General features: G+C 69.4%; 18 protein-coding genes. 7 read left to right on the forward strand and 11 right to left on the reverse strand.

The window, feature by feature from the left end; genetic code table 11:
• Positions 1 to 16 precede the first annotated feature (16 nt).
• Together ASF76_RS16120 and ASF76_RS16125 are read right to left on the reverse strand one after the other, a co-directional pair.
• The gene (locus ASF76_RS16120; protein ID WP_055959868.1) at positions 17 to 1,111 is read right to left on the reverse strand and encodes a DUF4190 domain-containing protein; all 1,095 of its coding nucleotides are present in this window, start codon (positions 1,109 to 1,111) and stop codon (positions 17 to 19) included.
• 107 nt (positions 1,112 to 1,218) lie between these two features.
• Positions 1,219 to 2,412 (reverse strand): NAD(P)/FAD-dependent oxidoreductase, encoded by a 1,194-nt coding sequence (locus ASF76_RS16125; protein ID WP_055959873.1) that lies wholly within the window; start codon positions 2,410 to 2,412, stop codon positions 1,219 to 1,221.
• Positions 2,413 to 2,747: 335 nt separating this feature from the next.
• On the opposite strand from ASF76_RS16125, the gene ASF76_RS16130 reads away from it, so the two are divergent.
• On the forward strand, positions 2,748 to 3,962 hold the full coding sequence (locus ASF76_RS16130) for an amidohydrolase (protein ID WP_055959876.1): 1,215 nt from the start codon (positions 2,748 to 2,750) through the stop codon (positions 3,960 to 3,962).
• 79 nt (positions 3,963 to 4,041) lie between these two features.
• Here the strand turns inward: ASF76_RS16130 and hisD (ASF76_RS16135) are convergent, their stop codons facing one another.
• Positions 4,042 to 5,364 (reverse strand): histidinol dehydrogenase, encoded by a 1,323-nt coding sequence (gene hisD / locus ASF76_RS16135; RefSeq protein ID WP_055959879.1) that lies wholly within the window; start codon positions 5,362 to 5,364, stop codon positions 4,042 to 4,044.
• A 78-nt stretch (positions 5,365 to 5,442) separates the two neighbouring features.
• On the opposite strand from hisD (ASF76_RS16135), the gene ASF76_RS16140 reads away from it, so the two are divergent.
• A complete protein-coding gene (locus tag ASF76_RS16140) occupies positions 5,443 to 6,369 on the forward strand; it encodes a LysR family transcriptional regulator (protein ID WP_055959881.1) in 927 nt (308 codons plus the stop codon).
• 18 nt (positions 6,370 to 6,387) lie between these two features.
• Here the strand turns inward: ASF76_RS16140 and ASF76_RS16145 are convergent, their stop codons facing one another.
• From ASF76_RS16145 to ASF76_RS16160, 4 genes are all read right to left on the reverse strand, one after another.
• Positions 6,388 to 7,308 (reverse strand): nitrilase-related carbon-nitrogen hydrolase, encoded by a 921-nt coding sequence (locus ASF76_RS16145; RefSeq protein ID WP_235561333.1) that lies wholly within the window; start codon positions 7,306 to 7,308, stop codon positions 6,388 to 6,390.
• Entirely contained in the window at positions 7,200 to 8,366 is a 1,167-nt protein-coding gene (locus ASF76_RS16150; RefSeq protein WP_055959884.1) for a cupin domain-containing protein, read from the reverse strand. Before ASF76_RS16150 ends, ASF76_RS16145 begins: the two co-directional genes overlap by 109 nt.
• 20 nt (positions 8,367 to 8,386) lie before the next feature.
• The gene (locus tag ASF76_RS16155; RefSeq protein ID WP_055959887.1) at positions 8,387 to 9,367 is read right to left on the reverse strand and encodes an ester cyclase; all 981 of its coding nucleotides are present in this window, start codon (positions 9,365 to 9,367) and stop codon (positions 8,387 to 8,389) included.
• 118 nt (positions 9,368 to 9,485) lie between these two features.
• Positions 9,486 to 10,484, reverse strand: coding sequence for a LacI family DNA-binding transcriptional regulator (locus tag ASF76_RS16160; protein ID WP_055959890.1), 999 nt, complete (start codon positions 10,482 to 10,484; stop codon positions 9,486 to 9,488).
• 109 nt (positions 10,485 to 10,593) lie between these two features.
• Here ASF76_RS16160 and hisD (ASF76_RS16165) point away from each other — a divergent pair, with 109 nt between their 5' ends.
• Genes hisD (ASF76_RS16165) through ASF76_RS16175 form a run of 3 tightly spaced genes read left to right on the forward strand, consistent with a single transcriptional unit; the run spans position 10,594 to position 13,429 of the window.
• Positions 10,594 to 11,910: a histidinol dehydrogenase gene (hisD, locus tag ASF76_RS16165; protein WP_055960302.1), complete on the forward strand. Its 1,317-nt coding sequence runs from the start codon at positions 10,594 to 10,596 to the stop codon at positions 11,908 to 11,910.
• Positions 11,907 to 12,665 (forward strand): SDR family NAD(P)-dependent oxidoreductase, encoded by a 759-nt coding sequence (locus tag ASF76_RS16170; protein ID WP_055959893.1) that lies wholly within the window; start codon positions 11,907 to 11,909, stop codon positions 12,663 to 12,665. Before hisD (ASF76_RS16165) ends, ASF76_RS16170 begins: the two co-directional genes overlap by 4 nt.
• On the forward strand, positions 12,662 to 13,429 hold the full coding sequence (locus tag ASF76_RS16175) for an HpcH/HpaI aldolase family protein (protein ID WP_055959896.1): 768 nt from the start codon (positions 12,662 to 12,664) through the stop codon (positions 13,427 to 13,429). The genes ASF76_RS16170 and ASF76_RS16175 overlap by 4 nt, the downstream gene beginning before the upstream one ends.
• Positions 13,430 to 13,561: 132 nt before the next feature.
• On the opposite strand, the gene ASF76_RS16180 is transcribed toward ASF76_RS16175, so the two are convergent.
• The 4 genes from ASF76_RS16180 to ASF76_RS16195 all read right to left on the reverse strand — a co-directional run bounded on the left by ASF76_RS16180 (position 13,562) and on the right by ASF76_RS16195 (position 17,469).
• The gene (locus tag ASF76_RS16180; protein WP_156459286.1) at positions 13,562 to 14,299 is read right to left on the reverse strand and encodes an alpha/beta fold hydrolase; all 738 of its coding nucleotides are present in this window, start codon (positions 14,297 to 14,299) and stop codon (positions 13,562 to 13,564) included.
• Between the two features lie 2 nt (positions 14,300 to 14,301).
• Positions 14,302 to 15,201, reverse strand: a complete 900-nt coding sequence (locus ASF76_RS16185) for a carbohydrate ABC transporter permease (protein WP_055959902.1) — start codon at positions 15,199 to 15,201, stop codon at positions 14,302 to 14,304.
• On the reverse strand, positions 15,198 to 16,070 hold the full coding sequence (locus ASF76_RS16190) for a carbohydrate ABC transporter permease (RefSeq protein WP_055959906.1): 873 nt from the start codon (positions 16,068 to 16,070) through the stop codon (positions 15,198 to 15,200). Before ASF76_RS16190 ends, ASF76_RS16185 begins: the two co-directional genes overlap by 4 nt.
• Before the next feature lie 91 nt (positions 16,071 to 16,161).
• Positions 16,162 to 17,469 (reverse strand): ABC transporter substrate-binding protein, encoded by a 1,308-nt coding sequence (locus ASF76_RS16195; RefSeq protein ID WP_162240831.1) that lies wholly within the window; start codon positions 17,467 to 17,469, stop codon positions 16,162 to 16,164.
• 365 nt (positions 17,470 to 17,834) lie between these two features.
• Here ASF76_RS16195 and ASF76_RS16200 point away from each other — a divergent pair, with 365 nt between their 5' ends.
• Positions 17,835 to 19,247: a hypothetical protein gene (locus ASF76_RS16200; protein ID WP_156459287.1), complete on the forward strand. Its 1,413-nt coding sequence runs from the start codon at positions 17,835 to 17,837 to the stop codon at positions 19,245 to 19,247.
• A gap of 283 nt (positions 19,248 to 19,530) precedes the next feature.
• A complete protein-coding gene (locus tag ASF76_RS16205) occupies positions 19,531 to 23,679 on the forward strand; it encodes a beta-L-arabinofuranosidase domain-containing protein (protein WP_055959914.1) in 4,149 nt (1,382 codons plus the stop codon).
• Positions 23,680 to 23,707: the final 28 nt, after the last annotated feature.

Genomic DNA, 23,707 nt, shown 5'->3' on the forward strand with positions numbered 1-23,707 from the left:
CGGGTCGACGGGTGCCTCAGAGGCCCGACCCGGCCAGGGATCCCACCGTCTGCTCGGCGTTCGGGTCGAAGAGCAGGCAGAAGATCTCGCGATCTCCCACCGCCCAGGTCTGCTCCGTCGGCCCTACGAAGTAGTAATCGAGCCGGGACTCCTGGTAGGACACCCCCACGTACCCGCCGTACGCCGCCTCGCAGCCCTGCAGGGCCGCCGTCTCGATCGCCGCGTCGCCCGGGTAGGCGCCGTCGGCCACGTCGAACCCGCCGAAGGCCTCGTACGAGTGCGGCTGGGCGCAGTCCACGACGTTGTCGGCCGCGACGAACCCGCCGGGGAGATCGTCGAGGCAGGAACCGACGACGAGCGCGGACGGATCGAACGGCGCCTGCTCGTCGGGCGCGACGGTCACTCCTCCCTCCTCGGGGGGCGCGTACGGGTCGACGGAGCCACCCGCGACCGTCAACGCCGAGAACACGAGGGTTCCGATGACGACGGTCGAGATGAAGAGGGTCAGTACACTTCCCGCCACGATGCCGCCGAGGGCGAGGCCGCGGCCCTTCTCACCGGTGCGTTTGATCTGCGCCAGCGCGACGGCACCGGTCACGATGCCGGCGACCGGGACCACGAAGCCCAGCACTAGGGCGACGATGGCGACGACGTTCGTGCGGCTCGCCCCGGCCGTGCCGGCAGCGGACGACGCGTCGGCGGCCGGACCGCCGGGGTACCCCACCACGTCGGGAGCCCCCGCCGACAGCGGTGCGGCCGGGATCTGCGCGAGCGTACCGGCCGCGGGTGCGGCGATGGCGAGCACACCCTGCTGCGCCAAGCGCGCCCCGACGAGCCGCGCGGCCTCACCAGCCGCCGTGCCGCCGGTGGGCACGGCGAGGTCGGCGCCGTCGTCCGAGGGCGCGAAGACCGCGAGCGTCCCCTCCGGCACCTCCGACAGGCGCACGTCGAATCGGTCGGGGACGACGTCGCCGTCGTCCGTCGCGATCCGCGACGCGACCAGCGCGTCGGAGGAGGCGGCGACGTCGAAGCCCTGGTCGGTGAGGGCCGCGGCCACGGCATCGCGCGCCGGATCCGCGGGGAGGGAGAGTCGCAGTTCGGCGGCCGCCATGGGTGCTCCTGAGGTCACTCGCCGCGGGCTCGCGGCGCTTGCTCATCCGCCGCGGGCTCGCAGCGTCGGTCCAGGTTAGCCCGCGGGTCGCGACGACGCCGTCGGGCTCAGCGGATACGGCCGACCAGGTCGTCGCGCGTCAGGGTGTCGGCCGCGGCGAGCACCTCCCGCGCGGCATCCCGGGCGTCTTCGACGTTCCACAGCAGCACGCCCACCACGCGACCGTCGTCGAGGTAGAACACGACGCCGCGCTCGCCGTCGATCCAGTCTTCGACGGTCTCGAGCGACGAGTCGAGCGTTCCGACGGCTTCGTAACGGATGCCGAAGACCGCCGAGTAGTAGTAGGGCGTATGCGTGTACGGTTCGGCGGCCCCCGCGAGGTTGCGGCCGGCGGCCGCACCCTGCTCGTTGGCGTTGTCGACGTGCTCGACGCGACGGCGCCCGAGGAGGCGGTCGGGGTAGCTGGCGACATCCCCCGCGGCGTACACGTCGTCGACGGAGGTCCTCAACTGAGCGTCGACGTGCACGCCGTCGTCGACACGGAGTCCGGCGTCCTCCGCCAGCTCGGTGGCCACGTCGATGCCGAGACCGCTCACGACGGCATCCACGCGCACCTCGTCGCCGTTCTCGAGTTCGAGGCGGGCGCCGTCGGCATCCGCCTCTCCGCCTGAGACGCGGGAACCGGCGACGATCTCGACGCCCGCGTCGCGGAAGAGCTTCTCGAAGCGCTGGGCGAGGGCGGCGGGGAAGACGGCGTCGCCGAGGACGGCACCGGTGTGGATGAGGACGGTGTCGACGCCGTTCTGCACGAGGGCGGCGGCGAGCTCGGAGCCGATGTACCCGCCGCCGACGACGGCGATGCGTTCGACCTCTCCGGCGAGCCCGCGCAGGCGCCGGTAGTCCTCGGCGGTGCGGAAGGTCAGGGCGCGCTCGCCGTTCGACCGGTCGTCGATGGGGAGGGCGACGGGCGTGCCCCCGGTGGCGATGAGGAGCTTCGCGTACGAGAACGTCTCGCCCGCGGCATCCACTTCGTGCGCGTCGGGGCGGATCGCCGTCGCGCGAGTGCGCAACCGGATGTCGGCGCCGGTGTCGCCGGCCGTGCCGAGCGGCACCTTCTCCCAGGTGAACTCGTCGTCCGTCCACAGCTTCTTGCTGAGGGCGGGGCGCGTGTAGGGCTCGTCGACGTCGTCGCTCAGGATGCCGATCGTCCCGTCGGCGTCGATCTCGCGGATGCCGCGGGCGGCAGTGTCGGCGACCATTCCGCCGCCGACGATGAGGTAGTCGAAGTGTGTCGTGGTCATGCGGCCAGCCTCGCCGCCGCACCCGAACGGATCGGACGGCTTGCGGGGGTGCGCGGCATCCGGTAGCCCCCCGCACAACACCCAGCCGAGTGTCCAAGACACGCCGCCCCCGCACCACGCACCCGGCGTGTCCTGGACACTCACCCCCCAGGGGACCCGCCCGGCGGACGCACCTCGCGGCGCGGGCGGGAGACCGCCCGCGGCGGGGCGGCGGCAGGGCCGGGTTGAGTGTCCAAGACACGCCGCCCCCGCACCACGCACCCGGCGTGTTCTGGACACCCAACGGGCGGGGTGGGCGCCGGCCGCGTGTCGACGGGGCTGGGTAGGCTCGACCCATGAGCGTCGACCTCGAGAGCCTGTACACCGACCTGCACGCCCACCCGGAATTGTCGTTCCAGGAGACGCGCACGGCCGGCGTCATCGCGCGGCATCTGAGCGAGTTGGGACTCGAGGTCGAAGAGGGCGTGGGCCGCACGGGCGTGGTCACGCGCATCGACAACGGCGAGGGTCCCGTCGTGTGGCTGCGCGCAGACATGGACGGCCTCCCGGTCGAAGAGCAGACCGGCCTCGCCTACGCCAGTACCGCCCGCGGCACGGATCCCGCCGGAAACGCGGTGCCCGTGATGCACGCGTGCGGTCACGACATGCACGTGACCGCCCTCATCGGCGCGCTCGAGCGCCTCGTCTCGACCCGTGAAGAGTGGTCGGGCACGATCGTGGCGGTGTTCCAGCCCGCCGAAGAGTACGGAGCGGGCTCGCAGGCGATGATCGCCGACGGCGTGCTCGATCGCTACCCGACGCCCGACATCGTGCTCGGCCAGCATGTCACGCCGCTGCCCGCCGGCGTCATCGGCGTTCGGCCGGGCACGCAGATGGCGGCATCCGACGGGCTCACCGTCGTCCTGCACGGCCGGGGCGGCCACGGCTCGCGCCCGCACTCGACGATCGACCCGGTGGTGATGGCTGCGGCCACCGTCATGCGCCTGCAGACGGTCGTGTCACGTGAAGTCGACCCGCGCGACGTGGCCGTGGTCACCGTCGGCTCGATCCACGCGGGGCTGAAGAACAACATCATCCCGGCCGAGGCGAAGCTCGAGCTCAGCCTGCGCTACCCCGACGACGCCGCTCGCCAGCGCGTGATGACGAAGGTCGAGCGCATCATCCGGGCCGAGGCTGCGGCATCCGGAGCCGAGCAGGAGCCCACGATCAGCACCGATCACACCCTGCCGCCGACCATCAACGACGCGGATGCCACGGCTCGCCTGACCACGGCGTTCCGACGCTCGTTCGGCGAGGCCTCGGTCGTCGACCCCGGCATGTTCACCGGCAGCGAGGACGTGTCGTGGTTCGCGCGGGAGTCGGGCGCTCCGCTGGTGTTCTGGTTCTGGGGCGGTGTCGACCCCCAGGCGTTCGCGGATGCCATGGCCGGCGGCACGATGGAGCGCGACATCCCGACGAACCACTCGCCGTTCTTCGCACCCGTCATGCAGCCGACCATCGACCGCGGGGTCGAGAACCTCGTCGTGGCCGCGCGGGAGTTCCTCGGCTGATCTCGGCCGCGCACAGCTGACGCATCGAGCCCCGCGGGGCGCCGCGGACGCGTCAGCGGCGCCCGGACGGCGCGCGAGCTCAGTCCTGCGCGTACGTCGCCAGGCGCATCGTCGCGGTTGCGCTGTGGGCCGCCATGCCCTCGGAGTCGGAGATCGTCTGCACGGCCTCCGCGAGGGATGGCGTCGCCGCGCGGCTGATGCGCTGGTAGGTGAGCGGCTTCACGAAGCGCGACACCGACAGGCCCGCGCTGTGCTTGGCTCCTCCCGCGGTGGGGAGCACGTGGTTCGTGCCCGCCATGCCCTTGTCGGAGTACGCGACCGTGCTCCAGGTGCCGAGGAAGAGGGAGCCGTAGTTGCGCAGGTTGTCGTGGTACCAGCCGTCATCGGTGGTGATGACCTCGAGGTGCTCGGGGGCCAGGTCGTCCATCAGGGCCACGGCGACATCGCGGTCGGCAGCGACCGTCACCGTGCCGTAGTCGCGCCACGCGGGCCCGGCGATCGGCTCCGTGGCGAGCGTTTCGAGCTGGCGTTCGACCGCCGACATGACAGCCCGACCGTGTTCGTCCGACGTGGTCACGAGTGCTGCGGGCGAGTTCGGGCCGTGCTCGGCCTGACCGAGCAGATCGGCCGCCACGATCTCGGGGTCGGCGCTGTCGTCCGAGAGGACGGCGACCTCCGACGGGCCGGCGAGCAGGTCGATGGCGACCGTTCCGAAGAGCTGGCGCTTGGCCTCGGCCACGAAGGCGTTGCCCGCACCCACGAGCATGTCGACCGGCAGGTCGCCCAACAGTCCGTAGGCCATCGCCGCGAGCGCCTGTACACCGCCGAGGACGAACACGCGGTCGACACCCGAGAGATGCGCCGCGTAGACGACGGCGTCGTTCGCGCCCCCGTCCGGCTGCGGCGGCGTGCAGGCGATGACGGTGGGCACGCCCGCAGCCTTCGCGACCCCGACCGTCATGAACGCACTGGCGGTCAGGGGGAAGCGTCCCGCGGGAAGGTAGGCGCCGACGCGGGAGACGGGCACGTAGCGCACACCCGTCGTCAGACCCGGAACGAGCTCGGTCTCGAAGTCGTGCAGGCGACCCCGCTGCTCGGCGGCGAAAGCCTTCGTCCGCTCCGACCCCAGCTCGATCGCGGCGCGCAGGTCGGGGGCGAGCCGGTCGCCGCTCGAGGCGATCTGCGCGCTCGTCAACTCGATGTCGCCGCCCGCGTACCGGTCGAGGGAGCGCGCGTAGTCGAGCACCGCGTCGAGACCGCGACGCTGGATGTCGCCGAGCATCTTCGACACCGTCTCGATGACGGCCGGATCGCGCTGGGCGGCGGGGGCGTCGACCAGCGGGGTCTTGAGGTGGTGGAAGGAACCGTCGAGGCGCTCCAGGAGCGCGGGCGTGAACTGCATACCGGAACGCTAGAAGATCGCGACACACCCCACAAGAACGATGGATACGATGGAAACCACAGGGTTTACCATTGCCTCGTGACGATCACCCAGCTTCGCGCCTTCCTGGCCGCGCTCGAGAAGGGGTCGTTCACCGCCGCGGCGGTCGATCTCGATTCGACGCAGGCATCCGTCTCGGAGCTCGTGGCGCGCCTGGAGCGCGAGCTCGGCGTCGCGCTCTTCCAGCGCGGGGGCCGCCGTCTCGTGGCGACCGAGTCGGCTGTCGCGCTGCGCGCGCACGCCGAGCGAGCGGTGGCCGCGATCCACAACGGCATCGAGACCATGCGCGCGCTCACCGCGCTGGAGGCCGGCACCTGCACGTTCGGGGTGCTGCGCAACGCCGCCTACTACGACCTTTCGGAGCTGCTGCAGCGCTTCCACGAACGGCATCCCGGTGTGCGCGTGCGTCTCGTCGGAATCAACTCCGCCCTCGTCGCCCGCTCGATCGCCGCGGGAGAGGTCGAGGCCGGACTGCTCGTCCTGCCCGTCGACGAGACCGGCCTGTCGATCACTCCCCTCTTCCGCGACGAGGTGGTCTTCGCGTCCGCGCGCGCCGACGCCCCGACGGCGCCCGTCGATCTCGCCGAGGTCGCGGCGGCGAAGCTCGTGCTCTACGACGCTTACGCGGGCTGGGACGACCCCACGCGCCGCCAACTGCGCGAGAGGGCGCGCGCGCAGGGGCACTCCGTCGAACCGGCGATCGAGGTCGAGAACGTCGAGACGGCGCTGGGCCTGGTGGCATCCGGAACCGCGGACACGATCGTGTCGCGGTCGATCGCCGAGTCGCCGACCTTCCCGGCGCAGATCAAGGTCGTCCCGTTCGCGGAACCGCTGTACGACACGATCGCCCTCGCCCGCCGGGAGGGTGCCGACCTCTCCCCCGCGGCGCGGCGCCTGGCCGACATGGCGCAGCAGATGCTGCGAGCGCGGATGACCCGGCATCCGGGACGCGTCGCCCCCCAATGAGCCACGCACCCCGGAGGGTCAGGTGTAGAGGTCGGGACGACGGTCGCCGAACAGATCGTTGTACGGGGGAAGGGACTTGTCGCGAGGGTGCCGCAGCCGCAGTGCCGCCACGACCAGACCTGTCCCCTCGGGGGCCGCAGCGGCGACCCACCCGTCGTCGTCGATGATCGCCGTGCCCCCGGTCCACGCGACGCCGCGCTCGGATCCGTGACGGTCGGCGATCACCGTGGCGAGGCGGGACGACCGGGCCGCCGCCATCGCCTGGATCGTCTCCGGTGCCCGCTCCCCGGCCGGTCGGTCCACGAGCGGCCAGTTGACGGGCAGGGCCAGCACCTCAGCGCCGGCGAGCGCGAGACGGCGGGGCACCTCGGGGAACTCGTTGTCGTAGCAGACCGCGACTCCCAGGCGACCCACGGGGGTGTCGAAGATCGCCCCGGCCGCATCACCGGGCGCGAAGAAGCGGGCCTCCTCGCCCCACAGGTGCGACTTGCGGTAGTCACCGAGGCGGGCGGAGCGCGAGAGCACCGCGGCGCTGTTGTAGACGCGATCCCCCGCGTCCTCCGCATAACCGATGACGGCGACGACCCCCTCCGGAAGATCGGCGCTGATCGCCCCCCACCGCGGATCGTCGCGCCGGAGCGCCGCCCCGCGTGCCTCCGCCTCGTCGGCGAAGACATAACCGCTGGTGGCGAGCTCGGGCGTCACGACGAGCTGCGCCCCGGCGGCCACGGCTTCGGCGACCGCGGCCCGCAGCGCATCGATGTTCGCCGCGACCTCCCCGACGGCGATGCGGGGGGAGGTCGCGGCGACCGTGAGCTCCCGCTCGCCGATCAGTCGTCCTCCGTCGCCGTCACCATCACGCCCACGGGCGCGAGGTAGCCGTTGGGGTCGAGCATCCAGTCGGCGTCGCGGGCGGCGTCGACGACCTCGGGCGCCCACTCCAGATAGACGCGGTCGTCGCCGGAGTTGATGACGAGCAGCTCGCCTGCGCCCGCCTCTCCGCCGTCGATGCAGCGGAACGCGCGCCACGCGCCGGCCGGCACCGAGAACGAGTCCGACGGGTCGAGTTCGACCGTGGTGGAAGGGTCGCCGTTCAGGGTGACCGCCCACCGGCCGCTCTTGACCAGCACCGCCTGGTTCTTGTCGTGTCGGTGACGGAGCAGTCCCTCGTCGGCCGCGGCGCGCACCCACGCCATGTTGAACGAGTGCGGCTCGTGGATGCGGGGGACCTGACGACGGTCCTCGGTCATGCCGTAACCGATCGCGAGGCTCAGCTCGGCGGCACCGCCGGGCAGGCTCGCACACAGCAGGGCGTTGTCACTGTAGACGCGGTCACCCGGCTGGATCACGCGCTCGCGCATCTGGTCGACGGTGAAGGGTGTGAGCCCGTCGATGTAGCGCTGCTGGATGGGCTTGATGAGCGCGACGTCCGTCGGCAGCTCGTCACCGGCGACCGTGTCGATCAGCTGGTTGTCGGCCGTGAGGTGAAGACCGTACGACTCCGCCTCCTTCAGCACCGATGGCCCCCAGATGATGCCCCCGGTCACATCGCGTCCGAGGACGGTCCACAGGATGCCGTCGTCGGGACCCTCGTTGGTGAAGCCGCGGAAGATCCACGTCGGGATCGAGATGATGTCTCCGTCGGTGCTGACGTACTCGCCCTGCTTGCCGTCGATCCCCCAGCGCAGGCGGAACTCGCCTCCCAGGTTGACGAAGACCTCGGCGGTGAAGTGGAGGTGCAGGTTGTTCGAGATCCCGTTCGGCATGCCGGCGGCGCCGGTGTTGAAGCCGTGCTCCTCGGTCAGGTTGATGACCTGGCCGGCGTTCTGCGAGACCCCTCCGCCGATGAAGGCGTAGTTCTGCTTGCGGTCGGAGCCGGGGGTGCGGCAGTCGATGAAAGCGGCGTTGTGCGGCGCCCAGTCGCTCTTGCGGATGGTGCGCCGTTCGATCTCGGCCCCGTCGACGACGGCGTCGTGGCTCAGGTGGTCCGTGCTCATTTTTCTCTTCCTTCGTTGGATCAGTAGATGTTTCCCAGGACGACGGGCTCGTCGCCCCGCATTCCGGCGATCTGCGCGCGCAGCGCGATGTCGTCCCACAGCCGCACCTCTTTGACGAGGGAGCCCTGGTGGAAGGTGAACTGCGAGATGCCCAGCACGTCGACCGGCTGGCCCGTCAGCGAGCCGTAGTTCGCGACGCCGTTGTAGTCGCCGACGAACTTCCACGTCACCGCCACCCGCAGGCCCGCGTAGCGCACGTCGTAGTTGGTCTGGATGTCGCGGATCTGGAAACGTCCCGACGGGAACGACTCCAGGAACCGGAGCAGGGCACGGCGATAGCCCTCGGGGCGGATGACGAGGCGGTTGCCCACCGTGAGCAGGACGAGGTCGCGGTGGAAGTAGCGCTCGACCTTCTGCAGGTCGCGGTCGTTCCACACCGTCTCGATCATCTCGACGACCCGCTCCACCTCGGAGCGGTACTCGTCGGGGCGGGGGCCCGAGTCGCCCACGGCGATGGGGTCGGCCGGTGCCGGTTCGGTCCACGTGCCGGTGTAGCCGCGGAACGCCTGAGCCCGCGCCAGTTCGTCGAGGTCGCTCTGCAGCACGAGTGCCCCGGCGAGGGTGTCGCGCACCACCCACTCCTCGACCATGCGACCCCGACGGTAGAGGCAGTTGGCGATGGTGCGGCTGTATTCGGATGACTGCAGGTGCCCCGAGAGCACGAGGTGCGAGCTGAGGAAGGCGTCGTCACCGCGGGCCTCCCAGATGACGTCCTCGGCCTGCCCGGTGCGGTCGGGGGTCGCGGAGATGCGCATCAGCGTGCCCTCGATGACCTCGTCGCGGGTGGTCGAGGTTCCGTACGCGCCGTGGACGATCGAGTCGGGCTCGTAGTTGTCCCTGATGAAGCTGATCGACCGATCCACCCAGATCAGATCCGTCACCTCGCGGATGAAGTCGTCGGGATCCGCATACGGCTGGTAGGCGACCGGGTCGAGAGGCACTCTGGGCTCCTTCGGGTTGCGGCGTCGTGAGAGACGCGCGGGGCGATGTCGGCAGTGTATGCGTATGCACAACACGGACGCAAGCATCACCCGCGGCAGAGGGAGCGCGGTCGTCGGCTCAGTGGGCGCTCGGTGCGCTCAACGTCCGCCGCTCGACGAACGTCGTCGCGAACTCGACGTGTGCGAACTCCTCCGGACGCTCCTCGATGCGCTGGACCATGAGCCGACCCGCCTCGCGGGCCATCTGCACGTAGTCGTACGCGATCGTGGACAGCTCCAGGATGGGCCAGGATGCCGGGGGCAGATCGTCGAATCCGATGATCGAGATGTCGCCGGGCACCGACGCGCCGGCCCGACGAGCCGCATTCAGTGCGCCGTAGGCCATGACGTCGTTGCCGCAGAAGATGAGGGTGGGCGGATCGGGCAGGGCCAGAAGTTCCGCGGTCGCGGAGTCCCCGGCCGCCGTGTCGAACGGGCCGTGGCGCACGACTCCGGCCTCCAGCGGGATGCCCTTCGCGGCCAGCGCCGCACGCAGCGCCACCTCCCTCGAACGTCCCGTGCTGGTGTTCTGCGGCCCGAGCACGGCCCCGATGCGTCGATGGCCGAGCGCCAGCGCGCGGTCGACGGCGACCTCGAACCCCCGTCCGGGAGCGACGACCGTGGCATCCGCGTCGACCAGCGCCGCCGTGCGGTTGAAATACACGAACGGCAGCCCTCGGTCGCGCAGCCGAAGGGGCACGACCGACTCCACGGTCGTGGTGGCCAGGATGACGCCGTCCAGGCCATTGGCGATGAGGCGCTCGGCGACAGACTCGTCGGCCGTCTCGGTATGGAGCACCAATTGGTACCCGCAGGACTCGAGCTCACGATGCAGGGGCGCGATGATGTGGGCGTAGAACTGGTTCTCGAGGTCGGTCACGAGCAGACCGATACGTCGTGTGCGCCCGGACGACAAGGCCCGCCCCGCCTCGCTCGGGACGTAGCCGAGCAGCATCGCCGCGTCGCGGACGCGCTTCTTCGTCTCCTCCGACACGCGAGGATCGTCGCGGAGGGCGCGCGACACGGTGGGTTGGGAGACGCCGGCCAGTCGAGCGACGTCTCTGCTCGTGACGGCCATGGACCCCCCTGGCGATCGGGTGCTGAGGGTCGAAGTCTAGCGAAAGGTTGACCTCGTGTGCATACGCAGTCATGATGAGAGCATACGTATGCAAACGAAGGAAGCGATGATGCCCCTGTACCTGAAGAAGGCTCCCACCAAGTCGTTCACCGACACCGCGCAGAGCGACGTCGCGGCGACCGTCGGCACGATCATCGGTGACATCCGCGAACACGGCGACGATGCCGTCCGCCGATACGCATCGACGTTCGACCGGTGGGAGGGGCCGTTCCGGCTCGACGACGCCGATGTCGACCGGATCATGGCAACACTCGAACCCCAGGTCATCGATGACATCCGCTTCGTCCAGGATCAGGTCCGCCGCTTCGCTCAGGCGCAACGGGACTCCCTCGCCGACATCGAGGTCGAGACGCTGCCGGGGGTTCACCTCGGGCAGAAGCACGTCCCCGTCCGCGCCGCCGGCGCTTACATCCCCGGCGGGAAGTACCCGCTGACGGCCTCCGCGCACATGACGATCATCACGGCGAAGGTCGCCGGTGTTCCCCGCGTCGTCGCGTGCACCCCGCCGATCCGCGGCGAGATCCCCGCGGCCACCGTCGCGGCGATGAAGCTCGCCGGGGCCGACGAGATCTACATCCTCGGCGGCGTGCAGGCGGTCACCGCGATGGCCGTCGGAACCGAGACCATCGCCCCCGTCAACATGATCGCCGGACCCGGCAACGCGTACGTCGCCGAAGCCAAGCGTCAGCTGTTCGGCGAGGTGGGCATCGACCTGTTCGCCGGCCCCACAGAGATCCTGATCGTCGCCGACGACGACGCCGACCCGTTCCTCACCGCGGTCGACCTGCTGTCGCAGGCGGAGCACGGACCCGAGTCGCCGGCCGTGCTCATCACGACCTCGCGGGCGCTCGGCGAGCGGGTGATGGAACTGGTCGAAGAGATCCTTCCCGGCATGTCGACCCGGGACTACGCCGAGCCCGCGTGGCGCGACTGGGGACAGGTGATCGTGGTCGACGACCTCGACGAGGCCTACGCCCTCGCCGACTCGTTCGCCTTCGAGCACGTGCAGATCTTCACGAACGAACCCCGCGCCGCGCTCGAGAAGATGCACGACTACGGCGCCCTCTTCCTCGGCGAGAACACGTGCGTGTCGTACGGCGACAAGGTCATCGGCACCAACCACGTGCTGCCGACCCTCGGCGCCGCGCGCTACACGGGGGGCCTGTGGGTGGGCAAGTACCTGCGCACCATCACGTACCAGGAGATCACCGACCCCGCCTCGTCGGCGATGCTCGGCGAGGTCTGCGGCCGCGCTGCGCGCGTGGAGCTGTTCGAGGGACACGCGCGTTCGGGCGACGCACGCGCATGGCGTCACGGCGGCGCGACGTTCCCCTGGATCGAGGAGAGCCGGGCGGGCGCACGATGACGGAGCTCCGCGGGCGGACGGCGCTGGTCACCGGCGGTGGGAGCGGTCTGGGGGCGGCCATCGCCCGCGCGCTGTCGCGTGCCGGCGCCGATCTCGTCGTCGTCGGTCGTGATGCGCGCAAGCTCGATGCGGTCGCGGCCGAGCTGCCCGACTCCGCCCGCGCGTTCGTCTGCGACGTCTCCGACGAGGCGTCGGTCGCGCGCCTGCGCGACGATCTCGCCGACACCGAGATCTCGATCCTGGTCAACAACGCCGGGATTGCCGGGCCCGTCGCCGCTCTCACCGACATCGGCGTCGCCGAATGGGACGAGGTGTTCGCCGTCAACGTGCGCGGGACGTTCCTGCTGTGCCGGGCGTTCCTGCCGGCGATGGTGGAGCGCGGCGGCGGTGACGTGATCAACATCGCCTCCGTCTCGGGCAAACGGCCTCTGGCGCACCGCACCCCCTACACCGCGTCGAAGATGGCGGTCCTGGGCCTGACCTCGACCCTCGCGTTCGAGGTGGGGCCCGCCGGCGTGAACGTCAACACACTGTCGCCGGGGCCCGTCGCCGGGGAACGCATGTCGCGCAACTTCCGGCTCGAGGCGGAACGCTCGGGGAAGAGCATCGAGGATGCCGAGACCGCCTTCGTCTCGCGCGCGGCTCTGGGCCGCATGATCACCGAGGACGAGGTCGGCGCCGCCGTGGTGGCAATGCTGTCGATGCCCGGGATGTGCGGAGCCGACGTCGACCTCTCGGCGGGGATGATCGCGTGAGCGCGTCCCCTCGAGCGCCTCGCCCGGCGTCCCTCCGCGCCCGGGCGGAGGCGGGAGAGCGTCTCATCGGCGCACTGCTGCGCATGCCGGGCGAGGAGCTCGTCGAGATGCTCGCCGTCTCGGGCTTCGACTTCGTGCTCATCGACGCCGAGCACGGCCCCGCCGACGTCATCGCCCTGCGCCAGCACATCGCCGTGGCGGGCCTGCACGGAGTCCCGGTCATCGTCCGGGTGGGCGAGGACGACCCCGGCATGGTGCTCCGCGTGCTCGATCAGGGTGCGCAGGGCGTGCTGGTCCCCCACGTCGACGATGCCGAGGCAGCGGCCGCGGTGGTCGCCGCGGCGCACTACCCGCCCCTCGGTACCCGCGGCTTCGCCACCTACAGCCGCGCCGGGTTCTTCGGCGAGACGCCTCCCGACCAGCACCGCGACTGGTACCGGGAGAACACCCTCGTACTCGCGATGATCGAGTCACCGACGGGCGTTTCAGCGGCCCACGGGATCGCGAGCACCCCGGGCCTCGACGGGATCATGATCGGACCGGCCGACCTCGCCGCCTCGTCCGGAGCCGCCGACCTCCCCGTCGCCGAGGCCACCGCGATCGTCAATCGGGCGGTGGCTGCGACGGGCAAGATGCGCATGGACATCGTGGGGACCGCCGCCGCCGCCTCCGCCGCCTTCGACGACGGCGCACGGCTCGTGGTCTACAACCTCGCGTCGTCCCTCATGACGCACCTGCGCGGCCTGCGGGCCGCCGGCGACTGAGCCCGCCCGCGACGCCACTTCGCGCCGCCGGCCGCTGCACCCGTGCGCGGTCCGAGACGGTGCCTGCGCGCCCGCGGCGGCGCCCGCACGCGGCGCCGCCGGGGTGCGGCCGCAGAGGCGAGCTTCGTCCGCTCACGACGCACCGGCGCGGCCCGCGCTCGACCGGGGACCGAGCGTCTCGGCATCCACACCGGCGCGCCAGTCGCGCACGAGGGCGCCGAACTCGACGGGGCGCTCGAGCGGCACGAGGTGGCCCGCGTCGAGCTGCTCGCGCCGCGACCCCGCGAGCGCCCTCGCGATCTCGTCGTGGAAGCCCGGAGGACACAGCGCGTCCTCCCGGCCGGCGATCACGAGCGACGGTACGTGTACCGCGCAGAGCCCCGGCAACAGGTCGACGCGCGTCGCCTGCAGGTGCAGTTGCGCCGCCAGCACGGCATCCGGGGTCTGCTCCGCCATGCGCAGAGTGCGCTCCACCAGATCGGGCCGGGTCGCGCGCACACGTTCCGAAAGGAGCGCGGGCAGGATGCCGGACTGAAGATCGGCCGGCGTCTCGCCCGCCGACAGACGATCGAGCCAGCCCGCCCATCCCACGCGTTGCGCCGGCGTGGGGGCCTTCGCATTCGTCGCCGTGACGCAGAGGCCGAGCACCCGCTCCGGCGCGCGCACGGTCACCGCCATCGCCACGATCGCGCCGAGCGACAGACCGCCGATCACGAAGGTGCGCGGCAGGTCCCGCAGCAGTCGATCGACCTGGGCATCGAGAGCGTCCGCATCCACCGCCGGGGTGAGCGCGTCGTCGAGCCCGCATCCCGTCCACAGATCGGGCGTGCAGTTCATCCCCGCCAACAGGACGAGCGGCACGGCGGGCACGCTCACCCCTTGACGGCGCCGTCGCTCAGACCGGCTACGAGATACTTCTGCGCGATGAAGGCGATGACCACGACCGGGATCGTGAGGAGCATCGACGCCGCCCCCGCCTGCTGGAGCATCGGCAGCGTCTGGCCCAGCTGGGTCGCGATGAACACCGGCACGGTCTTCGACGACGTGTCGGTGAGGACCAGCGCGGTGAGGTACTCCTGGAACGCGAACAGGAAGACGAAGATGCCGGCGGTGAGGATGCCGGGTCCCATGAGCGGGATCATGACGCGCCGCAGCATGCCGATGCGCGTGCAGCCGTCGATCATGGCCGCCTCGTCGAGCTCGCGGGGGATCTCGGCGAAGAAGTTGCGCAGCAGCCAGATCGTGAACGGTTGATTGATCGCCACGAGCGCGATGGCAAGGGCGAACTGGGTGTCGTAGATGCCGAGCGCGCGGCTGATGTCGTACATCGGCAGCACCACGGCGAATCGCGGCAGGGCACGGAAGATGAGGGCGAGCACGAGAAGGAGCGCCGAGATGTAGCTCGGGAAGCGCGACAGCGCGTAGGCGGCGGGGATGCCGATGATGAGAGCGAGCAACGTGGAGATGACCGCGACGGCCAGCGTGTTGATCAGGTAGTCGGAGAAGTACGTCGTCTCCCACAGGTCGACGAAAGCCTTCAGCGTCGGCTCGTAGCCCGAAAGGACCGGCGGGTTGGCGAAGGCGACGTCCGTCGGCTTCGTCACCGACAGCATCATCCAGACGAACGGGCTCAGCATGAGGAAGCACAGGATGCCGAGGAGCAAGCCCGTCACGCTCACGATGCGCCGCCGCGGTCGAGGTCGGCGACTCTTGCCCTCGATGTCGCCGGTGGTGATGGCGCGGGTGGACAGCGCCTCGCTGCTGAGGGTCATCGGGCGGCCTTCGCTTCCTTGAAGATGCCCCGGATGAAGGGGATGAGCATGACCAGGATGAGCAGGATGGTCAGGACGTTGATGGCACTGCCGAGGCCGAGCTCCTGCGCGCCGTTGGCGAAGGCGACGGCATAGACGTACAACATGATCGACTCGTTGCCGATCGTCTCCGCCTGTGGCGACAGGGGGATGAGGGCGTCGAAGATGCGCAGCACGTCCATGATCGTGATGAGGCAGACGAAGCCCAGCACCCCGCGGATGGTGGGGATGATGACGCTCAGATGCGTCTGGAAGGCGTTGGCGCCGTCGATGCGGGCGGCTTCGCGCAGCTCGACGGGGACGCCCTGAAGGCCGGCGAGGATGATGAGCATCGCGAAGGGCAGCATCTGCCAGACGGTGTTGAGGATGACCAGCAGGGCGTTCGGCACCTGATCGGTGAACCAGAGCACCTGGGTCCCGCCGAGGAGCCCGATCAGTCTGTTGACCACGCCGCCGAAGTTGTCGTCGAACAGCCACGAGAATGCGACCGCTCCGACGAGGTTGGGGAGCACGTACGACACCAGCATGATGCCGAGCACCAGCGGCCGAGACAGCCGCAGAGTGTTGACCGCGATGGCGATCAGGTAACCGAAGACGAGCAGGATGGCCGTGGTGACGAGCGTCACGACCACGGTGAACACCACCGCCCGATGGAAGCGGGGGTCGCTCAGGGCGTCGGTGAAGTTCGCCAGCCCGACGAAGGTGCCCGGAACGCCGTACCGCACGTTCTCGAGGCTCCACTGCACGGTGCGCAGGAGGGGGAACACCAGAAGGGCGCTCATGATGGCCAGGCTGGGGGCGAACAACACCCAGAATTCACGTGCTTTCACGAAACGTCTCCTCTCGGTGCATCCCGACCCGGTCGTCGTCGACCGGGTCGGGACTCACTACGTCACCATTGGTGGGAGGTGATCGCGGGGGTCAGCCCGCGATCTTCTCCCCCGCTGCCTGCATCTGCGTGGCCGCCTCGTCGACCGACAGCCCACCGGCGAGGAACTGCGCGACGATCGGCGTGATCTCATTGCTGATCGGCGCGAGGACGGGCGAGACCACCGGCGGCATCGCACCCGCGATGGAGTCGTTGGCCGCCTGACCGTAGGGCGAGTTCTCGGCGGTGACCATTCCCTCGCGGGCGGGGTAGGCCGCCGGGACCGACGCCGTCGACGCGTCTTCGCTGACAGCCGAGGCCATCATCTCGAACAGCATCTTGTGATCCAGCTTGGTATTGAACGGGATCGACCACCCGTCGATGGACAACCGGTCGTACAGGTACGGCGCCGACGACGAGACCTTCGGCGGTGCCGCGAAGCCGAAGTTCTCGGACAGCTTGCTGTTCTCCGCGTTCGTCAGGTCGCTCATGCGGCCGGAGAACATGATCGACATGGCCGCGGTGTCGTTGTACATCTGCTGCTGCACCTTGGGCTGGTCGAAGGTGGTCACCTGCGGGTCCATGTACGGCTGCAGGCTCTGCATGGCCTGCAACGCCTCCTTCGCCTCCGGGGTGTCGAGCGTCACTTCTCCGTCGGCGGTGACGAAGTCGGCGCCCAGCGAGTTCATGACCGCTTGGAAGCTCGTCGCGACGTCGGCGGTGGCCAGCCACGGGAGGGCGATCGGGTACTGCATCTTGCCCGACGCCTTGATCGCCTCGGCGGCGGCGATCATGTCGTCGAACGTCTGCGGCACCTCGAGCCCCAGCTCATCGAACACGTCGGTGCGGTACGCCATGACGAACATCTGCGCCTGCATCGGCAGCGCGTAGAGCTTGCCGTCGTACGACATACCCTGGCGCATCGACTCGCTGATGGCGTTCAGGTCGTACTTGTCGGCGTACTCGGCGAACAGGTCGTCGAGGGGGACGAGCTTGTCGTCGACGGCGAGGCTCGGGATGACGAAGCCGTACGTCTCGACGATGTCGTAGCTGCCCGTCTCGCCCGAGAGGGTCGCGGTCGTCTTGGTCACCTGGCCGCCGAAGTCGATCGGGTCGTGCTTGACCGTGACGTCGTCCTTCGTGCAACTGGAGACCATCGTGTCGGTGAACGGATCGATGGCGGAGGAGTTGTAGGCGAGCACGTTGACCGTGGTCGCGGATTCGGGTGCTGTGTAGTCGCAGGCGACCTCGGTGGCATTCTCGTTTCCCGTGCGGCTACCCGCGCCGCATCCCGAGAGGGCGAGTGCACCCAGGGCCGCCATGGCGACAAAGGTGATAGCGCGCTTCCTTGTGGATGACATGGCCAAACCGTATACGTATGCACAGCGTTTAGGGAAGCCTAAGTGCGCAAGTGTTCTGGTAACGATCTTGTTTCGTGAATACGTATAATCAATTCCGCCCGGACCGCCGCGGGCGAGATGCCGCGCGGGAGAGCGGACAGCGACGGCATCCTGCACCCCTCCCGCCGGCGGCCACCCGCGTGGAGCGGCCCGTCGGGCTCCCCGCACGACCCGGAAGGCGGCGCCGGCGGCGCGTTTTCTGCCCGGAGGCACATCGACAGCGCGTCCCGCGGACCGCGTCGGAACGGCGATCGCACACGATGCTTGCAGCGCGGGATTTGTGAGCGATAACATCGCACAGGCCCGGCCCGCCAATGGAGGCGAAGATGCGAAGACTGCTGCACGGATCCGCGATCGCGGGCTCGCTCCTCGTTCTGGCCGGTCTTCTCGTCGCACCGCCCGCGGTGGCGGAGATCGCGGACGCGCCCGCCGGGTTCGACGTCGTCACGCGCGACGTCCAGCCGCACACGGCACGCGTGACGATCGCGCTGGTCGCTCCCCCGGGGACGCAACCGAACTTCTCCCGCGACGACGCGGTGGCCTCGGCGAACGCCGCTGCCGAGTTCCTCTCGCGCGAGACCGACGGCGCGCTGACGGTCGAGATCGAGCAGGTCACCGACTGGATGGCGGCGCCGAACGACGCACCGTGCTCGTGGGAGAGCGTCTGGCAGGACTTCGCCGCGCAGCAACTCGGCTGGGAGCGCGGCAACGGCCGTCACCTGACCGTGATGGTGCCGTACGGCGACCCCTGCCCGGGCTGGGCCAACGGTGAGCAGGGCTGGTCGGTGGATGCCGGCGGCCGCACGTTCCAGCCCGGTCCCGACGCGTCGACACTGGCGCACGAGTGGGGCCACAACATGTCGCAGGCCCACGCCTTCTCGACGGCGTGCGCGGACACCTGGGACTTCCGTGCGGTGGACGGCCGCACCCCCGCAGACTGCGACCGCCAGGAGTACGGCAACCGACTCGACAACATGGGCGGCAGCTGGACCCTCACGCCGTTCTCGAGCCCTTCGCTCGACCGCCTCGGCATGCTGCCCACCCGCTTCGTCCCGCGGTGCGACGCGACCGCGACCGCCACCGTCGCCTCGGTCGCGGCCGGAGCACGCGATCGTGGTGCCATCTCGTGGGAGAGCTCGGTCGAGCCCGGCGTACGCTACTGGGTCGATTACCGCGACGGTGACGCCAGCGCGAAGTACGCCCCTCTGCATGTCAGCGGATGGGCGTTCACGCCGGGGTCGTCCGGACTGCAGATCCTGCGCACCGACCCGGAGGTCCCGTTCGGGGCCACCGTGCTCGAGCGCCCCGGCGACGCCAGCGACTGGGCTCAGCTGGTCCGGGCGGACGAGGCCGTCACCCTCGCCGACGGCACGCGGGTCTCGTGGTCCCCCGTGGCATCCGGAACCGACCGCGCCGACGTGACGGTCGAGCGCACGTGCGCGCCGGTCACGACGCCGGCCCTCGAGGCCGACGCCGTCGCCTCGATGCGGAAGATCGGCGGGTCGACGCACGTGATCGTCGCCGTCACGAACCGATCCACCGTCGCCGTCGACGTGGAGATCGCGACGCTCTACGGAAAGAAGACATTCACCTCGGTCGCCCCGGGCAAGAAGGTGACGGCCACCATGAACACGCGTCAGTCGATCCCTCCGGCGGGTGAGGCGACGGTGACGCTGTCGACCCGCGCGGGCGACACGACGTCGACACGCAGCGTCACCGCTCCGTACGCCTCCCGATAGCCGTAAAACGACGCGGCCTCGCCGCATGTGCGGTGACGAGCGGTTGGCCGTTACGCGCATCGCCGCGGCGGCGAGACCCGCGATCGCGTTGACGTGAACACGGCAGGGTCTCGGACGGGGCGATGACGAGCCTCGGAATCCTCTGGTCATTTGCGTTTGTTAGCACTAACATGATGAACGTCGGTACTCGCGGGAGAACTCCCGACGAACGCCCCTTCGCGCGAGTCCGGCAGCCCTGAGATCGCACCACCGAACTTCTGCAGAGCCGCAGAGAGGAACATCGATGTCCCGAATCCGAAAGACGGTGGCGCTCAGCGCGACCGCGATGATGATCGCCAGCGGATTGGCGGTGATCGCTCCCACAGCCGCCACGGCAGCAACCACGTTGGACTCCTCCAAGGTCCTCGACCTCCGCTTCGACGACTCCCTCGCGGACGCCGGTCCCAACAAGATCCCCACCTCGATGCTGCGCGGGCAAGCCTCCTACGTCGACGGCATCCACGACCGTGCACTGAGCCTGCGCGGCACCGACGCGGTCAGCCTCGGCACCAGCGCCGCCCTGCAGCCCGAGAACCTGACCCTCTCCTTCTGGTTCAAGCCCGACGGGTCAATGGGCACCGGTGAGCAGGTGTTCACCTGGAACAAGAGCGTCTACAACTCGGCCGGCTGGTACCTCACCGCCGAGAACGCCAACACCCCCCTCGCTCTGTCGATCGGCCCCGGTGGCGGTCAGCCCTACAAGGTCACGGTGAACGGACCGCGCGACACGTTCTTCCCCGCCGGGCAGTGGACGCACGTCGCGGTCACCTACGACCAGGCCACCAAGGCTGTCACCTTCTACCGCAACGGCGAGCAGCAGGTCTCTTCGGTCGCGTACGCGACGGGCGGCGCCGCCACCGGCGCGTTGACCTCCGACACCACCACGACCAAGTCGATCGGCTTCAACGGCCCCCAGTACAATGGCGCCTACGTCCGTGGTGCGCTCGACGACTACGCCCTCTACAACACCGTCGCGTCGGCGTCGGATGTCGTCGCACTGACGAAGGCGAACAACCCGGCCTTCGACCCGGCCGACATCGCCGGACGCGCGCTCGAGCAGCTGAGCGTTCCCGGTAGCGCCTCCGCGAACTTCGGTCTGACCACGACCGCCTCGAACGGCACCGCGTTCACGTGGGCGTCCTCCGCTCCCGGTGTCATCTCGATCAACGGCGGTCAGGCCACCGTCACGCGCCCCAAGGACGCGGCGGCCACCGTCACACTGACAGCGACCGCGACCTACGCCGGCAGCGCCCCGCGCACCAAGACCTTCACCGTCGAGGTGGCACCCCAGGGCGCGTCCACGTCGATCTACGTCGACGACACAGACCTCAACGAGGTGCTGATCAACGACCCCTACCTGCAGAACAGCAACACCAAGATGGTGGACTGGCTGCTCACGCTCGACCCGAAGCGGTTCCTCTACTCGTTCGACCAGCTGGCCGGCATCCCCACCACGGTTCAGCCCTACGGCGGATGGGAGCGCACCACCGGTGCGCGCTTCCAGGGTCACTTCTTCGGTCACTTCATGTCGGCGCTGTCGCAGGCCTACTCGACCGAGACCGACGCCGGCCGCAAGGCACAGCTGCTCGCCAAGCTCACCACCGCGGTCGACGGGCTCGCCGCCGCTCAGGCCGCGTACGCCCAGAAGGACCCCTCCAACGCCGGTTACGTCGCACCGTTCCCCGCGTCGTACCTGCCGCACGGCAGCGACGGTCTGATCGTGCCGTTCTACAACCTGCACAAGGTACTGGCCGGCCTGCTCGACGCGAACCAGTACGCACCCAAGGACGTCGCCGACAAGGCACTGTCCGTCGCCAGCGGCTTCGGCTCCTGGCTCAGCGTCTGGGGCTCCCGTCAGGCCAACCCGAGCGCGCTGCTGAGCACCGAGTACGGCGGCATGAACGAGGCCCTGTACGAGCTGTACAGCATCACCGAGAACGACCAGCACAAGAAGGCCGCCGAGCTCTTCGACGAGGTCTCGCTGTTCCGTCAGCTCGCCGCCAACCAGGACGTCCTGGCCGGCAAGCATGCCAACACCACCGTGCCCAAGCTCATCGGCGCCCTCAAGCGCTACACGGTCTTCACCGACAACCCCACCCTGTACGCGCGTCTGACCGCGACGGAGAAGTCGGACCTCGACATGTACCGTCAGGCCGCCCAGAACTTCTGGCAGATGGTCGTGAACGACCACTCCTACATCGGCGGCGGTAACAGCTACTCGGAGCACTTCCAGGAGCCCGGCACGCTGCACGAGTTCGCCACCAACGGCATCACCAGCGGCTACGGCGAACAGTCCACGGTCGAAGGATGCAACGAGTACAACATGCTCAAGCTCACGCACGGGCTGTTCCGTGTGAGCCCCGACGTGAAGTACGCCGACTACTACGAGAACACCTACATCAACACGATCCTCGCCTCGCAGAACCCCGAGACGGGCATGATGACGTACTTCCAGCCGCAGACGGCCGGGTACGCCAAGGTCTTCGGCAAGAAGGAAGACGAGTTCTGGTGCGACCACGGCACGGCCACCGAGAGCTTCACCAAGCTCGGTGACTCGATCTACTTCCGCAAGGGTTCGTCGATCTACGTCAACATGTTCCGCTCGACCGAGTTCACCTCGGTGCAGCACAACCTGAAGCTGACCCAGACCGCCGACGTGCCGAACACCGACACCGTCACCTTCGCGGTCGCAGCGGCCGACGGCGGTGCGCTGGCCGCGGGGACCACCCTGCGCCTGCGGGTCCCGTCGTGGTCGCCGAACCCCAGCCTCACGGTGAACGGCCAGACGCGCGACGTCGCCGCCGCCACCGACAAGGGGTACGTGGTCGTTCCGGTGTCCGCCGGCGACACGATCTCGTACAAGCTCCCCGCCAAGGTGACCGTCGAAGCGGGCACCGAGGACCCGAACTGGGTGGCATTCCGCTACGGCCCCGTCGTGCTCTCGGCTGAACTCAACCGCAGCAACGTCGAGGCGACCTCGCCCGCCGGCATCCTCGTCCGCATGAGCGTCGCCGACAAGTCGGTCACCAACAGCGTGCGCGTCGGCGACGTCGAAGCCTTCAAGAAGGACATCGAGAAGAACCTCGTCCGTCAGGCCAACGCAGCGGACAACAACGGTCGCACCGTCATGAAGTTCAAGCTGCAGAACGTCGATGCCGCCTCCTCGGCACTGACCTTCGAGCCGTACTACAGCATGTACAACGCCCGATACGCGCTGTACATGAACCTCATCCAGCCGGATTCCGCCGCCGCGCAGGCGCTCATCAAGAGCGACAAGGAGAAGCTCCGCATCGACGAGATGACGACGGACTCCCTCACCTCGTTCGACAACAACAACAGCGAGGCCGGGAAGAACTACAAGTTCAACCGATCGTCGGTCGGCACCCACCTCGGACAGCAGTACCGCGACGGCGAGCGGTCGCCCGAGGCGTTCTTCCAGTACGACATGGCCGTCGACCCGTCCGCTCCGAAGAACTACCTCGGTGTGCGGTACTTCGGTGGCGACAACGGCCGGACGTTCGACGTCTACATCAACGACGTCAAACTGAAGACCGAGCGCCTCACCAACGCCAACGGGGCGAACTCGTTCTACATCCAGTACGACGAGATCCCCGCCTCGGCACTGGCCGACATCGCCGCGAAGGACCGCTACAAGCGCGACCAGTCCGGCGCCTACGTGCTCGATGAGAAGGGGAACAAGATCCCCATCATCACCGTGCGCTTCCAGGGCACCGGCACCACCAGCAACGTCGGTGGCGTGTTCGGGGTCTACACGACCACGACGACGACGTTCGCGACCGACGCCGACTTGAACGCGCTCACCTTCGACGGCGGCACCATCAGCCCGAAGCTGACCGACGGAACCTACGACTACACCGTCACGGTTCCGCGCGACGCGACGACGGCGACGTTCGACGCCGACCCGGCCACCCCCAGTGGCCTGGTCTACCTCGGTGACATCCTCATCGACGACACGCAGAAGCGCACGGTCACCCTGGCCGCCGACGGCGCGCCGACGACGGTGACGCTGCGCTCGCTGGCGCAGGATCACACGACGGCGAAGACGTACCGCGTGCAGATCGTGCGGGCCGCCGCCGCCCCCGTGATCACGACCGAGCTCTCGGCCGCGACGCGGTGCATCGCGGGCAAGGTGACCCTCACCGCCACGATGAAGAACACCAGCGCCGTGCCGGTGTCGATCGAGCTGACCACCGCGTTCGGCAAGAAGAGCATCGCGAGCCTCGCACCGGGCAAGAGCGTCAGCCAGGCGTTCACGACCCGTCAGGCGCAGATCGCCGCGGGCGAGGTGTCGATCACCGCGGCCGGCCAGGTCGACGGCACGACGGCGACCGCCACGCAGAAGGCGGGGTACGACGCCCGCAGCTGCGGCTGAATCGTCACCGGGCGGCTGATGCGCGATG

The sequence above is a fragment of the Microbacterium sp. Leaf151 genome, assembly GCF_001424225.1.
In the GTDB taxonomy this organism is placed as follows: Bacteria; Actinomycetota; Actinomycetes; order Actinomycetales; family Microbacteriaceae; genus Microbacterium.

Excerpts from the sequence above, each read along its gene's own strand:
- ASF76_RS16195 (WP_162240831.1), bottom strand. The coding sequence starts at position 17,469 with ATGTCATCCACAAGGAAGCGCGCTATCACCTTTGTCGCCATGGCGGCC.
- ASF76_RS16150 (WP_055959884.1), bottom strand. The coding sequence starts at position 8,366 with ATGAGCACGGACCACCTGAGCCACGACGCCGTCGTCGACGGGGCCGAG.
- ASF76_RS16200 (WP_156459287.1), top strand. The coding sequence starts at position 17,835 with ATGCGAAGACTGCTGCACGGATCCGCGATCGCGGGCTCGCTCCTCGTT.
- hisD (WP_055960302.1), top strand. The coding sequence starts at position 10,594 with ATGCCCCTGTACCTGAAGAAGGCTCCCACCAAGTCGTTCACCGACACC.
- ASF76_RS16160 (WP_055959890.1), bottom strand. The coding sequence starts at position 10,484 with ATGGCCGTCACGAGCAGAGACGTCGCTCGACTGGCCGGCGTCTCCCAA.
- ASF76_RS16170 (WP_055959893.1), top strand. The coding sequence starts at position 11,907 with ATGACGGAGCTCCGCGGGCGGACGGCGCTGGTCACCGGCGGTGGGAGC.
- hisD (WP_055959879.1), bottom strand. The coding sequence starts at position 5,364 with ATGCAGTTCACGCCCGCGCTCCTGGAGCGCCTCGACGGTTCCTTCCAC.
- ASF76_RS16125 (WP_055959873.1), bottom strand. The coding sequence starts at position 2,412 with ATGACCACGACACACTTCGACTACCTCATCGTCGGCGGCGGAATGGTC.
- ASF76_RS16120 (WP_055959868.1), bottom strand. The coding sequence starts at position 1,111 with ATGGCGGCCGCCGAACTGCGACTCTCCCTCCCCGCGGATCCGGCGCGC.
- ASF76_RS16130 (WP_055959876.1), top strand. The coding sequence starts at position 2,748 with ATGAGCGTCGACCTCGAGAGCCTGTACACCGACCTGCACGCCCACCCG.
- ASF76_RS16205 (WP_055959914.1), top strand. The coding sequence starts at position 19,531 with ATGTCCCGAATCCGAAAGACGGTGGCGCTCAGCGCGACCGCGATGATG.
- ASF76_RS16185 (WP_055959902.1), bottom strand. The coding sequence starts at position 15,201 with ATGACCCTCAGCAGCGAGGCGCTGTCCACCCGCGCCATCACCACCGGC.